The following is a 261-nucleotide window of genomic DNA, read 5'->3' as shown; positions in this document are numbered from 1 at the left end:
CATAGTTTCTTGGTCACAGAATAAATAAAAATGACTGTTCTTTTTCATTATCCTGTAGATCTCAGAGACTAACTCTTCAAATCTTTCATTTGGAAAGATCTCAAACCATTGATTGCTGGATGATTTACTATTCTTGAGTCGGGTAGTCGTGCCTTTTTTTCTATGCTTTTCGAGAGACTCGTATGGAGGATCTGTGATTACAAGATCCACAGAATTTGATTCTATGGTTCTTAACCATGTTATGGCATCTAAGTTAGATAC

The 261-nt window shown here is 35.2% G+C and carries 1 protein-coding gene; it reads right to left on the bottom strand.

Features of this window, described 5'->3' with window-relative positions:
• Window positions 1-210 (bottom strand): DNA methyltransferase (locus tag ACS2QP_RS28005; protein ID WP_438883102.1); only part of this gene is annotated, 210 nt, incomplete at its 3' end.
• Between the last annotated feature and the right edge of the window lie 51 nt (window positions 211-261).

The organism is Bacillus cereus group sp. Bce019 (genome assembly GCF_051781745.1).
GTDB classification, from domain to species: domain Bacteria; phylum Bacillota; class Bacilli; order Bacillales; family Bacillaceae_G; genus Bacillus_A; species Bacillus_A cereus.
The sequence above is the reverse complement of the archived record's forward strand: the minus strand, read 5'-3'. Positions and strand labels throughout refer to the sequence as shown.